This is a genomic window from Armatimonadota bacterium (assembly GCA_016869025.1).
GTDB lineage: Bacteria > Sysuimicrobiota > Sysuimicrobiia > Sysuimicrobiales > Humicultoraceae > VGFA01.
On sequence record VGFA01000005.1, the window covers coordinates 21,391 to 34,267 of the forward strand.

Annotated in this window: 14 protein-coding genes; 7 read left to right on the forward strand and 7 right to left on the reverse strand. The window is 67.2% G+C overall.

Features of this window, described 5'->3' with window-relative positions; genetic code table 11:
• The first annotated feature begins 113 nt into the window (after nt 1-113).
• Nucleotides 114-899: an aldolase gene (locus FJX73_04730; GenBank protein ID MBM3470082.1), complete on the forward strand. Its 786-nt coding sequence runs from the start codon at nt 114-116 to the stop codon at nt 897-899.
• Here the strand turns inward: FJX73_04730 and FJX73_04735 are convergent.
• The 6 genes from FJX73_04735 to FJX73_04760 all read right to left on the reverse strand — a co-directional run bounded on the left by FJX73_04735 (nt 896) and on the right by FJX73_04760 (nt 7,806).
• On the reverse strand, nt 896-2,116 hold the full coding sequence (locus tag FJX73_04735; protein MBM3470083.1) for a threonine synthase: 1,221 nt from the start codon (nt 2,114-2,116) through the stop codon (nt 896-898). The genes FJX73_04730 and FJX73_04735 overlap by 4 nt on opposite strands.
• A 46-nt stretch (nt 2,117-2,162) precedes the next feature.
• Nucleotides 2,163-3,353: a membrane dipeptidase gene (locus FJX73_04740; GenBank protein ID MBM3470084.1), complete on the reverse strand. Its 1,191-nt coding sequence runs from the start codon at nt 3,351-3,353 to the stop codon at nt 2,163-2,165.
• A 31-nt stretch (nt 3,354-3,384) separates the two neighbouring features.
• The gene (gene lhgO / locus FJX73_04745; GenBank protein MBM3470085.1) at nt 3,385-4,650 is read right to left on the reverse strand and encodes an L-2-hydroxyglutarate oxidase; all 1,266 of its coding nucleotides are present in this window, start codon (nt 4,648-4,650) and stop codon (nt 3,385-3,387) included.
• Between the two features lie 152 nt (nt 4,651-4,802).
• A complete protein-coding gene (locus FJX73_04750) occupies nt 4,803-5,294 on the reverse strand; it encodes a ferritin (protein ID MBM3470086.1) in 492 nt (163 codons plus the stop codon).
• A 93-nt stretch (nt 5,295-5,387) separates the two neighbouring features.
• Nucleotides 5,388-6,563: an MFS transporter gene (locus FJX73_04755; protein MBM3470087.1), complete on the reverse strand. Its 1,176-nt coding sequence runs from the start codon at nt 6,561-6,563 to the stop codon at nt 5,388-5,390.
• 88 nt (nt 6,564-6,651) lie between these two features.
• A complete protein-coding gene (locus tag FJX73_04760; protein ID MBM3470088.1) occupies nt 6,652-7,806 on the reverse strand; it encodes a beta-lactamase family protein in 1,155 nt (384 codons plus the stop codon).
• Between the two features lie 82 nt (nt 7,807-7,888).
• Here FJX73_04760 and FJX73_04765 point away from each other — a divergent pair, with 82 nt between their 5' ends.
• The 6 genes from FJX73_04765 (at nt 7,889) to FJX73_04790 (ending at nt 11,943) form a co-directional block, all read left to right on the forward strand.
• On the forward strand, nt 7,889-8,584 hold the full coding sequence (locus tag FJX73_04765) for an endonuclease V (GenBank protein MBM3470089.1): 696 nt from the start codon (nt 7,889-7,891) through the stop codon (nt 8,582-8,584).
• A 37-nt stretch (nt 8,585-8,621) separates the two neighbouring features.
• On the forward strand, nt 8,622-9,035 hold the full coding sequence (locus FJX73_04770) for a hypothetical protein (GenBank protein ID MBM3470090.1): 414 nt from the start codon (nt 8,622-8,624) through the stop codon (nt 9,033-9,035).
• Nucleotides 9,036-9,041: 6 nt separating this feature from the next.
• Nucleotides 9,042-9,629 (forward strand): DUF305 domain-containing protein, encoded by a 588-nt coding sequence (locus tag FJX73_04775; GenBank protein ID MBM3470091.1) that lies wholly within the window; start codon nt 9,042-9,044, stop codon nt 9,627-9,629.
• 96 nt (nt 9,630-9,725) lie between these two features.
• A complete protein-coding gene (locus FJX73_04780) occupies nt 9,726-9,932 on the forward strand; it encodes a cold-shock protein (protein MBM3470092.1) in 207 nt (68 codons plus the stop codon).
• A 198-nt stretch (nt 9,933-10,130) separates the two neighbouring features.
• Nucleotides 10,131-10,694, forward strand: coding sequence for a hypothetical protein (locus FJX73_04785; protein MBM3470093.1), 564 nt, complete (start codon nt 10,131-10,133; stop codon nt 10,692-10,694).
• 4 nt (nt 10,695-10,698) lie between these two features.
• Nucleotides 10,699-11,943 carry an MFS transporter gene (locus FJX73_04790; GenBank protein MBM3470094.1) on the forward strand — a complete coding sequence of 415 codons (1,245 nt, stop codon included), beginning with the start codon at nt 10,699-10,701 and terminating at the stop codon, nt 11,941-11,943.
• Here FJX73_04790 and FJX73_04795 read toward each other — a convergent pair.
• Nucleotides 11,897-12,868, reverse strand: coding sequence for an ATP-binding cassette domain-containing protein (locus FJX73_04795; protein ID MBM3470095.1), 972 nt, complete (start codon nt 12,866-12,868; stop codon nt 11,897-11,899). The genes FJX73_04790 and FJX73_04795 overlap by 47 nt on opposite strands.
• Between the last annotated feature and the right edge of the window lie 9 nt (nt 12,869-12,877).

Consider the following 12,877-nt stretch of genomic DNA (forward strand, 5'->3'; position numbering starts at 1 on the left):
GCCCACGGAGGGGACTCCTGCCCCCTGTCGTAATATCACAACAGACGCTCGATATTCTCGGGCTCTAACGCCCGTCCCAGAAACCGCTCGCATAACCCGGAGGTGCGTCGTAGATGTTCACCAACCCCCTCAAGTCGCGCCTGGCACAGGGCCTGCCCGCCGTGGGCCACTGGATCAGCATCCCTTCGCCGTCGGTCGTTGAGCTGCTGGCCGCCTTCGAGATGGACTGGCTGCTGCTCGACATGGAGCATGGCCCGGCCAACACCGAGACAGTAGAAGACCTGCTGCGGGCCATGAAGGGTACGGGCGTCACCCCGCTCGTGCGGGTCGTCGCCAACGATGTGGGGGTCATCAAGCAGGCGCTGGACCGCGGGGCCTACGGGGTGATCGTCCCGCTGGTGAACACGCCCGAGCAGGCGCAGGCGGCCGTAGCCGCGGCCAAGTATCCGCCGGAGGGGATACGCGGGGTGGCGGGCAGCCGGGTCAACCGCTTCGGCGCCGATCTGCCGGACTACTTCGCCCGGTGGAACAGCCAGGTGGTCGTAATATGCCAGATAGAGACGACCGAGGCGCTGGCGAGCGTGAACGAGATCGCCGCGACCCCGGGCGTGGACGTGCTCTTCGTGGGCCCCAACGACCTTTCCGCGAACCTCGGCTGCTTCCGCCAGTTCGACAATCCGGAGTTCAAGGCCGCGGTCGAGCGCGTCCTGGCCGCGACACGGCGACACGGGATCGCGGCGGGCTACATGGCCTCGAACGCCGAGGAGGCTCTGGAGCGTCTGGCCCAGGGGTTCCGGTTCGTGGCGGCCGGGAGCGATACGCGGCTGCTGTCCGGCGCGGCCGCGGCTACCTACGCGAAGATCAGGGCAGGGCTGGCTGAGAAGGCGAAGGCCCCCTAGACGATCACCTCGCCCGGCCGCTCTGCATCCACGAGCGGCAGGCTCGTGGGCACCAGGTCGGTGTACTTCATCCCGGCGCCGGTCAGCAGGAGCAGCACGCGATCACGAGGTGCGACGGCGCCGCAACCGATCAACTTGGGCAGCGCGGCCACGGTGGCCGCTGCCTCGGGCGCGGCGAAGACCCCCTCTGCCGAGGCCAACTCGCGCATCGCTGCCAGCATCTCTTCGTCGGCAACAGCGAGTGCCGTGCCGCCGCTTTGGCGTATCACCTGCAGCATCAGGTAGTCTCCGATCGCAACCGGCACGCGCAGCCCTGAGGCGACCGTCTGCGCGTTCTCGAAGGGCTCAGCGTGGTCCTTGCCTTCCAGATGGGCGCGCACGATCGGCGCGCATCCCGCGGCCTGCACCGCGACCATGCGCGGCCGGCGCGCCCCGATCCAGCCGAGCGCCTCCATCTCCTCGAGCGCCTTCCAGATGCCCACCAGGCCGGTCCCTCCGCCGGCCGGGTAGACGATGACATCCGAAAGATCCCAGGCCATGGCCTCGGCGATCTCGTAGCCCATGGTCTTCTTGCCCTCGACCCGGTACGGCTCCCGCAGGGTGGACACGTCGAACCAACCGCGCTCAGGCGCAAGCGCCCGCAGCACACGTCCGGCGTCGTTGATCAGCCCCTGGATGGCGTACGCGCGGGCGCCGTAGATGGCGCACTCCGCCTGGTTGATCGCCGGGGTATCCTGGGGCATGACGGTGTAGGCGTCCAGGCCTCCGCGCGCAGCGTACGCGGCCAGCGCCGATCCGGCGTTGCCGGCCGTGGGAACTGACAGCGCGCGCACGCCCAGCTCGCGCGCCCTCGAGACCGCGGCTGAGAGGCCGCGCGCCTTGAAGGTGCCGGTGGGGTTCTTGCCTTCGTCCTTGAGGAGCAGCGTCTCAAGGCCGTAGCGCCGGGCCAGGCGCGGCGCCTCGAGCAGCGGGGTCATCCCCTCGCCCAGACTCAGCACATTCCCGGGGTCGCGGACCGGCAGCACCTCGTGGTAGCGCCACATGTCCGGCCGCCGCCCCTGCAGCGCCTCGCGCGTGAGCGTCCGTGCCGCGGCGTCCAGATCGTAGCGGGCATAGAGCACCTTGCCGCACTCTGGGCAGACGCCCAGGAGTTGATCGGCGTCGAACCTCTGGTGGCAGGCGGTACACTCGAGATGTGAAAGGAAACTGTAGGCCATGTGCGACTCCCCGTGGCGGCGCTGGCTCCCGGCCCGGCCGCCAGCGCTATCCGACCACCTCGCGGAACACCCGCAGGAAGTTGAGCCCGAGCAGCTTGCGCAGCTCACCCTCGCCGAACCCCCGCTCCGCCAGCTTCATGGTCAGGTTGGGCCAATCGCCAAAATCCCTGAAGCCGTCTATGCGATAGTCCGGCGTCAGCCGGTGCTCCTCGTCCCGGAATCCGCCCCAATCAAATGAGTTGGCGCGGCGCTTGGGCATGGAGGCCGGATACTCGATGAGCGACTCGGTTCCGGGACCCGGACCGGCCTTGTCGGTGCCGATGCCTACGTGGTCTATGCCGCAGACGTCCACCAGGTGCTCGACGTGGTCGGCGAACGCGTCCAGGGTCGGTTCCTTTGACGTTGAGATGAACCCGGGTAGGACCACCACGCCGAAATATCCGCCCGAATCGGCCACCGCCTTTGCCAGCTCATCGGACTTGCCGCGGTCGTGGTAGCAGACCGCCTTGCTGCTCGAGTGGGATACGACGATTGGCGCCTTCGAGACCTTCAGCGCGTCCCAGCCCACCTGCTCGCTGCAGTGGCTGACGTCAACCAGCGTCCGCAGTTCGTTCAGCCGGGCCACGACCTCGCGGCCGAAATACGACAGGCCGCCCTGGTGGGCCTCGGTGCACCCGTCGCCGACCAGGTTGCGCAGGTTGTATGTCAACTGCACCATGCGCACGCCGAGATTGTGGAAGTACTCGATCCGGCTCAGGTCGTCGCCGTAGGGCGTGGTGTTCTGGAAGTCAAGGATCAGGCCGCGCTTCCCTTCGCGATAGGCGCGCTCGACGTCGGCGGCGCGGAGGATCGGTACCATCTCACCGCCCAGGGCTTCCATGTAGGCGTAGGCCTGCGCGATACGCCTGCCGGCCAGCTCGAACGCCTCGCTCATCCGGGCGGTCCCGGAGTAAGTGCCGCAGGCCACGGTGACGCCGGACCGCCGCCAGAGGTCCATGTACCGCCTGCGCGCCTCCTCGGAGGTCTTGATCTCGCGGGCCGCCATGTCCACGAGCGGCGGTGCGGCCTCCTCGCGCGACAACCCCTGGCGGACGAACTGGTCGAGCGCCGCCTTCATCTTTTCGGTGAACAGGAACCCGGTGGTGACCGGTGGCTGCTGGGTGTCTATCACGAGCGCGTCCTCATGGAGCTGCCGGGCCTCCTGCGGGGTTAGGGTGGGCTTCCTGCGCTGTGCCATCTTCTGCCTCCTTAGTGTCGCGGTTGCCCCTTCAAATGCGCGGGGAGATACCTGATGTCTTCAGCCCGAAGTCCTCTGTGGCCAGGCCAGCGACGTGGCGGCCGATGGCCAGCGCGGCCGTGGCCGCCGGCGACGGCGCGTTCAGCACGTGGATCGCACGCCGCGACCGCAGTATCCGGAAGTCGTCCACCAGCGTGCCGTCGCGCGCCAGCGCCTGCGCCCGCACGCCGGCGCCATGGCGGACCACGTCGGTCAGGCGAAGGTCGGGTACGAGTCGTTGCAGCGCGGCCACGAAAGCCCTGGTGCTGAAAGACCGCCAGACCTCGTGGAGACCGGTGCGCCAGTGACGTCCGGCCATCCGCCAGAACCCTGGATAGGTCAGGGTTTCGAGCATCTCGCCCGGATGCACGCGCCACCTGGTGTATCCCTCGCGGGCGTACGCGAACACGGCGTTGGGACCGGCCTCGACCTCGCCGTGCACGGTGCGCGTGAGGTGCACCCCCAGGAATGGGAACTCTGGATCGGGCACCGGGTAGATCAGTCCACGCACCAGGTACCGCCGCTGGGGCTTCAGCATGCAGTACTCCCCGCGGAAGGGTACGACGCGCACGTCCGGGGTCTCCCCGGCCATCCGCGCGACCGCATCGGAGTAGAGACCGGCGCAGTTCACCAAATAGCCCGCGCGCACTTCACCGCGCGTCGTCAACAGCCGGAGGCCGCCGGATTCCCCGGCGATCGCGGTCACGCGCGCGCCGGTTGCGATCTCCACACCGCGGCGCCGGGCCTCGGCTGCCATGGCGCGCGCCACCTCTTGGAAATCCACGATCGCCGTGTTGGGCGAGTGGATCGCGCGCAGGCCCGACGCGTGCGGCTCGATTTCCCGGATCTCCTCGGGGCCCATCTTGCGCAGGCCCTCCACGCCGTTGGCCACACCGCGAGCGAACAGATCGTCCAGGCGCGGCAGTTCGCGTTCGTCGGTGGCGACGATGATCTTGCCGCAGTTCTCATAGCGCACGCGGTGCTCATCGCAGAAGGCCTTCAGCAGCCCGTTGCCGTCAACGCAGAGCCGTGCCTTGTAGGACCCTGGCTTGTAGTAGATGCCCGAGTGGATCACGCCGCTGTTGTGCCCGGTCTGGTGGGCTGCCAGCTCGCGTTCCTTCTCGAGGACGATCATGCGGAGACCCGGATGCCGCGTGATCAGCGCCAGCGTGGTGGCCAGGCCCACGATGCCGCCGCCGACGACCGCAACGTCGTAGTGGGTAGCATCAATGCCGGAGAGGGAACCAACAGGCGTCATCGGTCTCGAATCGAGGTTTCTCCATGAGGAGTCGGCGCCCTGCATGGGATTCTGACCGCGGGGACAAATAAGCCGGGGACACCATTGCGGTATCCCCGGCCCCGGGCTGCTATCGTGCCCTTTCCTACATGCCTTTTCCCGGTGCCGGCGTCCTACTTCGCGCCCTTCCGGGCTAGGTAGTCCTCCACCTGGAGCAGGCCGCTCTCGCCGGCCATCCTGACGATGCTGAGCAGCGCCTCCATGCTGGACACTTCCTCGAGCTGCTCCTCAACAAACCACTGCATCGCGTTCTGGGTGGTGTAGTCGTTCTCCTTGATGGCCAGCTCCACGATCGCGTGGATCTGCTTGGTCACCGTGTTCTCCCAGTCCACGGAGAGCTTCACGCACTCCTCGGCGCTCTTGAACTTGCCCTTGGGAGCGGGAATGGCCGGGATGGCTACCGTGCCCCCCGCATCCAGGACATAGCGCAGGATGCGCATGCCGTGCTCGCGCTCCTCTTCCGCCTGGCTGTAGAAGTGCTTGGCCAGCCCGGTCAAACCCGCCGAGTCGAAGTGCGTGGCGATGGCGACGTACTGGAGCGAGGCCGCGAACTCATGGCCGATCTGCTCGTTTAGCGCGTTGTTCATCTTGTCGCTGAAGAACATGACTGCCTCCTCGTGTTTGGTACCACCGTGTGTGGCACACCGTGCGGATTACCACAGCGTGGGGTGTCGCCGCGTGTGGCTTCATTCTCCCGTCTAAACGAAACTAACGGGCGGTTCCTTCCCGGCTCGTGAGGATCTCAGGGCAAACGCGAACGCCGCGCCCAATGCGGGTAGGAACCCGGCCAGCAGGTACATCTGCCCGAGCCCGATCGCGCGTCCCAACAACCCTCCGCCGATCGCTCCCATGCCGATGCCGATCTCGTGAAAGACCCCCATCGTGCCCATGGCGCTCCCGCGTTCGTGGGCAGGAACCAAATCGGCTGCCAGCGCGTAGAGCGCGGGATTGCCCAGGCCCAAGCCCAGGCCCGAAAGCAAGGCAGCTACCAGCAGCCATCCTCCGGAGAGCAGCGAGGTCGCCCACATCCCGGCGGAGGCCAGGACCAGCGCCGGCCAGATGACCGCCAGGCGTCCATACCGGTCGGAGAGGCGTCCGGCAAGCGTCTGCGCCAGGAGAAGACCCGCGGCCTGTGCTACGAACACCATGCCCGGATTGGACAGGTCGCGGCGGCTGGCATGGACCGCCAGCAGGGCGACGTTCGTCCCAAACGTCACCGCGAGCGTCACCAGCAGCGAGCCCGGCATCAGGACCGCCAGGTTGATCAGCCGCGTACCGCGATGGTCGGCGGGATTGGGCGGGAGCGACCGCAAGGGCCCTGCAAGCAGCACGCCCAGCAGGCCGGCGGCAATGCACGCCGCGAACAGGGCTGGGTAACCGGCGGCCTGTGAGATCGCCACGCCGGCCGGCGGCGCTATTCCCCCGCTCAACGTCGCCGCCAGCCCAAACAGACTGAGGGCCTCGCCACGGCGCTGCGCAGGTGCGAGGTTGGCGGCCAAGGCCTGGCTCGCCGTCACGAAGAACGCGATCGCCAGGCCGGAGGTGGCCCGCAGGGCAAGCAGCGCGCCCACCGAGGGTGCCAGCCAGTATCCGAGCGCGCAGAGCGCGTAGATCGCCGCGCCGACCGTCAGCGGCGCCACGCCGTTCCCGCGGTCAACCCACCATCCGGCGAGGGGTCGAACGAAGAGCGCCACAACCGCGACCAGCCCAATCATCAGCCCAATCACGGCGTCATCGGCTCCGAGCCGCACCGCGTACAGGGGGAGAGCAGCGGTCAGCAACTGGAATCCAAAGAAGGTGGTCATGGCGACTATCCAAAGGTCAACAAACGCGCGGCTGAAAAAGCGCTCGTGCCGGGGCCGCAATGTCAGCAAGGCCTCGACGGGTACGGCGGGACAAGTTCGTGGGGCGGGACTTCCATGGTCGCTCTGTTCTATGTGCGGCCGCGGCTTCCTGGGGTTATCAGGAGAGATACTTCGTGATCATCGCGCCCACCGCCGCGTCGCACGCCCGGAAACCGCCCTCAGAACCACAGTTGGTCGCGGCCAGGAACGCGGCGTTCCGTGCCGGGGCAAGCCAGATGACCGCGTACCAAAGGGTGTTGCTGCCGGCATGGGTGAGGGCAGTCCCATCGGCCCAACCTCTTTGCACCACGCCCCATCCCAGGGCGTAGCCCTGCCCGAACTCATCCCGGTGGAGGCGCCGAAAGCTCTCGGTACCGACCAGGAGGCCGGGCTCACCGCGCGCCCCCCTGAGGTGGAGCGCGGCATAGCGTGCCCAGTCACTCATCGAGCAGTGGACCGTGCCTGCCGGCCCGATCGCCTGCGGGTTGTCTGCGTCGGGTCCCGGCGCAACTGGATGGCAGCCGGCGGGCGTATGCCCCCACGGCTGAGTGAAGCCCGGCGCGCCGAAGCCCACGGTGTTCATCCCCAGCGGGCTAAAGAGTTTCTGGCGCATCAGGTCCTCCCATCTCTGCCCGGTCACCTGCTCGGCGAACGCGCCGGCGATCGCATACCCGAAGTTCGAGTAGATCATCCGCGAGCCCGGCTCGGCCACCGGCGCGCGGGAAAGGACTATTTCGATCAACGCGCGCCTCTGCTGCGGGAGGGGTCCGGTCAGTGCGCGGACCTGCGGCCAGATCGCCGGGTCCGGGCTGCGATCGTCGGGCAGCCCGGATCGGAGAGAGAGCAGGTGCACCACCGTGACCCGATGGTAGCCGGGGTGGATCTTGCCCAGCATGTCCGGGAAGACGTCTGCCACCGTCGCTCCCCAGGACAGCATACCTTGTTCGACCAGCAGGGCGATGAGCGTGGCCGTCATGGACTTGGTGCACGAGCCGATGTGAAACCGATCGTGCACCTGCACGCGATCGTCGGTTCCGGAGCGACGCACGCCAGTCGCGCCGATCGCTGCAACGTCGCTGCCCTGCACGAAGGCGCCGGCCAGCGCGGGCATTCGGTGCGCAGCGCGGACCGGCTCGAGCAACCCGTCCAGGCTCTCGGGCGCTGCCTGAGCCAGGCACGCCTTCTCCACGATGGTGACGGGCAGGAAAGTGGCGCCTGCGCCAAGAGCCGCGAGCCTCAGGAGGGTCCGCCTGTTCAGGTGGTAGGCCGTCATCACCAGGGGATGCGGCGTGTGTGCGAGAACCGCCTTTCCTGTGGACCGTGCGCCGCTGTCATGGCCGGTTACAGGCGACGCCCTGATCGCCGCACAGGTGACACTCGCGGCCGCGTCGCCCGAACCGTGGCGCCTCGCCGGTGGCCGCCCGGTTTCCCTGGCCTCGGTGGCCGGCTGCTTCGTCTGCTTCCCAAGGGGATCCAAAGGCCCAGGGGCGGCAGGCGATGCCGGCTGGGCTGCCGCAGCATGGCTGACAGACGGCAGGCTGCTGGCGGTGTCCGTTGTCGGCGGGCGGGCGCCCGCGGCCTATGAGCCGGGGCTGCTTGCCCTGCGCGAGGGGCCGCTGCTGGAGGCGGCAGTGCGCGGCCTGCCCGGAGCGCCGGAGGTGCTCATCGTCAACGCCACGGGCCGCGACCATCCGCGACGCGCCGGCCTGGCGCTTCACCTGGGTGCCGTGCTGTCGCTGCCTACTGTGGGCATCACGGCAAGGCCGCTGGTTGCCGGGGGAGACTGGCCGCCCGACGAGAGCGGTGCCGCCAGTCCCCTGCGGATCGGCGATGAGGTCGTCGGGTTCTGGCTGCGCACAAGACGCGGCACACGCCCCCTGGCCGTGCATGCCGCCTGGCGTACCGATCCCGAGACCGCCCTGGCTGTCGTCGTGGCCGTGACCGGGGACGCCCGGACGCCCGAACCGCTACGTCTGGCGAGGCGCGCGGCACGGGAGGCGCGCGCGATGAGGGCTCCCGAAAGGGATATCTGGAATCGCAGCAAACAGTAGTACCAAGTCAATCAGGATCAACAGGGGGGCGATGCAGATGTCTGACGCGATTCGCCTTGTAGACTACTTCTACACCGAGGCGAGCGACAAACCAGGGGAGGGCGCCCGCGTACTGGGCCACCTCAAGGAGGCCGGTGTCAACCTGATCGGCTTTCACGGCTTCCCGAAGGGCCGGCGGGCGCAGCTCGTCTTCCTTCCTTCTGACCCTGCGGCATTCAAGGCCGCGGCCAGAAAAGCAAAGTGGAAGGTCGTCGGCCCGAAGAAGGCCTTCGTAATCGAAGGCGACGATCGGGTCGGCGCCCTCGTCGAGCATTTCCAGAGGCTGGCCGCCGCCAAGGTCAACGTCACGGCATCAGATGCCGTCAGCGCCGGTGCCGGGCGATTTGGCGCGATCTTCTGGGTAAAGGCACGCGACGTGAAGCGCGCGGCCAAGGCCCTGAGCGCGGGTTAGGGTCAGGTGCGGAACTCGCCGCTGCTAATCCTCGCCGCCCTCGTGTGCCTGGCGCCGCCCGGCATGCTCCATGCCGCGGCCGCCCCGGTAGCCCTGCCCAAGCCGGCGGCCTCGCCCACGCCGAGTCCGGCGATCAGCGCGCTATCGCGCCTCAGCGGGCCGGCGTTCGACGTCGCCTTCATGCGGGAACTCATCCCCATCCACGAAGAAGCCGTGGAGATCGCGATGGCCGCCACACTGCACGCCGATCACACTGAGCTGCTGCGGTGGAACCAGGTGATGATCGACCGCAAGAGCGCTCAGGTCCGCCAAAAGCTGGCCTGGCTGCAGGAGGCCGGCGCTGCGCCGGGCCGGCGCAACGTAAGTGTCGTGACTGAATCGGTGAAGAGGATGCGGGGACTGCGGGGCGCCGCGCTCGAGCGGGCCTACCTGTCCCTGATTGCCGCGCACCTCGAGCAGAGCACAGCCCTGGCCAGACTGGCCGCAACGAAGGCCGACCGGCAGGAGCTGAGGAGCATGGCCCAGGCGATCGTGGCCGTGGAGGTCAGGGAGGTTGCCCGGCTCCGCGCCTGGCAGAGGGCCTGGTACCCGTAGATCCCTGTTGTGCTGGCGGGCGATCCGTGAGAGAATATCTGGGCATCGCAGAACAAGTTCGATCTGTGGTAGCTTGCAGGACAAGGTGGGAATAGCATGGCAACAGGTACAGTGAAGTGGTTCAGCTCTGAGAAGGGGTATGGCTTCATCACCCCGGACGACGGCACGAAGGATCTGTTCGTGCACTTCAGCGGCATAGAGGGGGAAGGGTACAAGTCCCTCTCTGAGGGGCAGAAGGTCGAGTACACCCAGACCCAGGGCCAGAAGGGCCCGCAGGCAACTGGAGTTCGGCCAATCGGGTAGCGTCTTCGACAATCCGTTCTGTCCGTCGAGGCTTGTCCACGAGACAGATGCAGGCCTGGGATAACGCTGCCCAGGCCTGTTTGCACGTGCGGCCTCGGTGGACGCCGTGCCTGAACAAGAGCGGGATAACTAGGACATCGGGGCCCTCGAGACGAAGTTCACGGAAGTTAGATAACGACCTCGGAGGGGGTGACAGCGATGCGACACCGGTCATTCGGCAGGAGTGCCGCGTGGGCAGTCTGCCTCTGTCTGGTGGGCAGCCTGATTCTACCAAGCGTCGCCCACGCCAGAACGGCGGAGGAGATTGACGCGAGCGTGAACGCGGCGCTGGCTCGGTTCACGAAGCAGGTGCAGGGATCCAGGGAACTCCTCCAGACCGCCAGGGGCGTCCTCGTGTTCGCGGGCGTAATCAAGGCCGGCGTGGGCGTCGGGGCTGAGTACGGGGAGGGCGCCCTGCGCATCGGCGGCAAGAGCGTGGGATACTACAGCATCGCGGCGGCCTCGATTGGGCTCCAGTTGGGGGCCCAGAAGAAGGATATCATCATCGTGTTCCTGGAGGATGCCGCCCTCAGGAAGTTCCAGGCCAGCCAGGGCTGGCAGGTAGGTGTTGATGGCTCGGTTGTGTTGATTGACGTGGGGGTCAACGCTTCCATAGACACGACGAAGATCAATCAGCCCGTCGTGGGATTCGTGGTGGGCCAGAAGGGGCTCATGTACAACCTGACCCTCGAGGGGTCTAAGATATCCAAGCTCAAGAAGTAGACTGTTGGCCGTAGACGTCAACCACAGACCAGACAGCCGCGCGCTCGCACCGGTGTCGGGCGCGCTGGCCTGGCTGATGGTCGCGCACTTCACGAACGACCTGTACAACAACTTCCTGCCCGCGTTGCTTCCGATACTGGCCGATGTGCACGGCATGACGCTTGGCAGAGCAGGGCTCTTGATCTCCATATCCACCATCTCCGGATCCCTGTTCCAGCCCGTGTTTGGATACGTCGCCGACAGCACCCAGTTGCGCCTCATCGCGGCGATCGGCCTGTCCTGCGCGGCGCTTGGGTCAGCTTTGCTCGGCATGGCCCCGTCGTACATGTGGCTCGCACTCGTTACGGTGCTCCACGGCATCGGCACGGCGGCCTTCCACCCGCAGTCGGCCGGGTTCATCCACCTCCTATCGGGCAATCGCAAGGGAACAACGATGGCGGTCTACATCATGGCGGGGCAGTCCGGACAGGCGCTGAGCCCGATGTTCGCCGCCTACGTAGCCGTCCGCGCGGGACTGCCGTGGGTGGCCCTGACGGCCGTGCCGGCCCTGCTCGTTTCGCTCGCGATCATGCGCGTCGTCCCCTGGCATTGGCGAGTCACGCAACAATCGGGCGTATCCGCAGGGCTGCAACGGGCAGTGCGGCAGAATCTCGGCGGGCTGGCGCGTTTGATGGTGCTCATCATGACTCGCGCCACCCTCGTGCACATCATGCTGGCGCTTTTGCCGTTCATGTATCGCGACCGGGGCGCGCCCGCCACCGAGGGAGCTGCTGCGATAGCCGCCATGATATTCGCAGGAGCGCTCGGCGGAATGGTCGGAGGGTATCTGTCGGACCGCTATGGCCGGCGCAAGGTCTTGTTCGTCTCGTTCGCGCTGGCCTCGCCGCTGTTCCTGGCCGCGATCCTGTCCAGCGGGCCTGCGACGATGATCTTCCTCGTCCTGGGAGGTGCCGCGCTGCTGGGCTCGTCGTCCCTGGTCACGGTGGAGGCGCAGAGCCTGCTGCCCGCGCACGCGAGCATGGCCGCGGGCCTGATGCTGGGCGTAAGCATGGGCATCGGCGGCATCCTTGTCGGGCCGGTCAGCGCGATCGCGCAGGCGGTTGGAATCATCCCCGTGCTGATCGTGGTAAGTTTGCTGCCGCTGCCAGGAAGCATCCTGACGCTGTCACTGGCCGGACACGATCCGGGGAAGGAACCGCGCCTCACGCCACCCCGGGCAGCTTCAGTTCATCCGCGCGATGGCAACTGACGAAGTGGCCGGGCGAGATCTCCCGGAGGGCCGGCGGTTGCACGCCGCAGAGGTCGGTGGCGTGGGGACAGCGCGGGTGAAAGTAGCAGCCCGATGGTGGATTGGCCGGACTCGGGACCTCGCCCTTCAGTTCGACGTCGCCGCTTCTGTAACGAGGGTCGGGTACGGGCACCGCCGCCATTAGCGCCGCAGTATAGGGATGCCTGGGCGTATCGTACAGCTCTTGCGTGGTCGCCATCTCGGCGATCTTGCCGACGTACATCACGACAACCCGGTCGCAGATATGCTTGACCACACTGAGGTTGTGCGCGATGAACAGGTACGTAAGACCCATCTCCCGTTGTAGATCCAGCAAGAGGTTCAGTATCTGCGCCTGCACGGAGACGTCCAGCGCAGAGATCGGCTCGTCGGCGACCACGAGACGAGGATGCAGCGCCAGCGCGCGGGCAATGCCGATGCGCTGCCGCTGGCCCCCGCTGAAGGCGTGGGGAAAGCGCTGCATGTACTCCGGCCGAAGGCCGACCAGTTGTAGCAGTTCCGCGACACGCTCGACACGCCTCTGGCGGTCCTTCACCCCGTTGACCAGCAGTGGCTCGCCCACGGTGTCGAATATCGTCATGCGCGGATTGAGGGAGCCGTACGGGTCCTGGAAGATCATCTGAACCTGCGAGCGGAGCGGGCGGAGGTCCTGCCGCGGCAGTTTGGCTAGGTCCACGACCGAGCCTTCGGCCGTCTGGAACAGGATCTCGCCGCCGGTGGGTGAGTAGGCCCGCAGGATGCACCGGGCCGCGGTTGTCTTGCCACACCCGCTCTCACCGACCAGGCCGACGGTCTCGCCATCCCCGACGGCGAAACTTATGCCGTCCACGGCGCGAATGTGTCCGACAACACGCCGCATGAAGCCCTTCTGGATTGGGAAATACATGCGGAGGTT